Origin of the sequence: Terrisporobacter muris (assembly GCF_024621905.1) — a bacterium.
GTDB lineage: Bacteria > Bacillota > Clostridia > Peptostreptococcales > Peptostreptococcaceae > Terrisporobacter > Terrisporobacter muris.
In genome coordinates, this window is the sequence record NZ_JANKBY010000560.1 from 1 (window position 1) to 1,340 (window position 1,340).

A 1,340-nucleotide genomic window follows, 5' to 3' on the forward strand; every position below is an offset into this window, starting at 1 on the left:
TAGATATTTATTAAAATAGTTAAGTACTTAACGAAAAGTAGAAATAGTACAATTTTATTATTTTAGTTCATAAAATTACGATTATAAATTGTAATTTTATGACATATAAGACTCATGATTAAAAAGGAAAACGGTATTATAATTAAAATATAAAATTTAAACCAAATAAAACAAAAATAGATGGGAGTAATTAAAAGATGAGAAAAGCATTAATATGTCCAACAAAATATGTTCAAGGTGAAGATGAATTATTAAATTTAGGTTATTTCGTAAAAACTTTTGGAAAATCAGCACTACTTATAGCACATCCAGATGATGTTAATCGTGTAAAAGATAAGTTAGACAAAACTTGTGATAAGTTTAATATTACTTTAGTAGAAAGTGGATTTACAGGAGAATGCTCAAGACAAGAAGTAGCAAGATTACAAGAAGTAGCAAGAGAAAATAAGTGTGATTGTACAATAGGACTTGGTGGAGGTAAAGCAATAGATACTTCAAAATGTGTGGCTGAAGGTGAAGCTTTAATAATAGTTCCAACAATAGCAGCAACAGATGCACCTACTAGTCACTCAGCAGTATTATACACTCCAGATGGATCTTTTGATGATTACGCATATTTTAAACAAAGTCCGAGTGTTGTACTAATAGATACAACTGTAATAGCTAAAGCACCTACTAGATTTTTAGTATCTGGCATGGGTGATGCATTATCAACTTATTTTGAGGCTAGAGCAACAAGAGAATCATATTCAAATGTAAATGCTGGTCTTCCTTGCGGAGCAAGAGAAAACTTAACAGCTCCAGCAAAAGGTACTAATACTGCTTTTGCTCTTGCAAAATTATGTTATGAAACTTTACTTGCTGATGGACCTAAGGCAAAGGTATCTTGTGATTGTAATTTAGTTACTCCTGCTCTTGAAAATATAATAGAAACAAATATACTTTTATCAGGAATTGGTTTTGAGAGTGGAGGACTTGCAGCAGCTCACGCTATACATGACGGTCTTACTATATTAGAAGGAACTCATAAGTATTTCCATGGTGAAAAAGTTGCATTTGGTACTTTAGCTCAGTTAGTGCTAGAAAATGCATCTGAAGAAGAAATAAATCAAGTATTAGACTTCTGTGTGGAAGTTGGTTTACCAGTGTGTTTAGAAGATATAGGGGTAAATGAAATAAGCGAAGAAGAATTAATGGAAGTTGCAGAAAAATCTTGTATACCAGAAGAATCAGTACATTCTATGCCACAACCTATAAGCGTAGAAGCTGTGGCAGCTGCAATTATAACTGCTGATAGACTTGGAAAAAACTATAAAAATAATAAATAGGATGTAAAAAAT

At 31.6% G+C, this 1,340-nt stretch carries 1 protein-coding gene; it reads left to right on the plus strand.

Annotated features, from left to right (window positions below):
- The first annotated feature begins 197 nt into the window (after positions 1-197).
- Positions 198-1,328, plus strand: coding sequence for a glycerol dehydrogenase (locus NSA58_RS20275; protein WP_074429507.1), 1,131 nt, complete (start codon positions 198-200; stop codon positions 1,326-1,328).
- Positions 1,329-1,340: the final 12 nt, after the last annotated feature.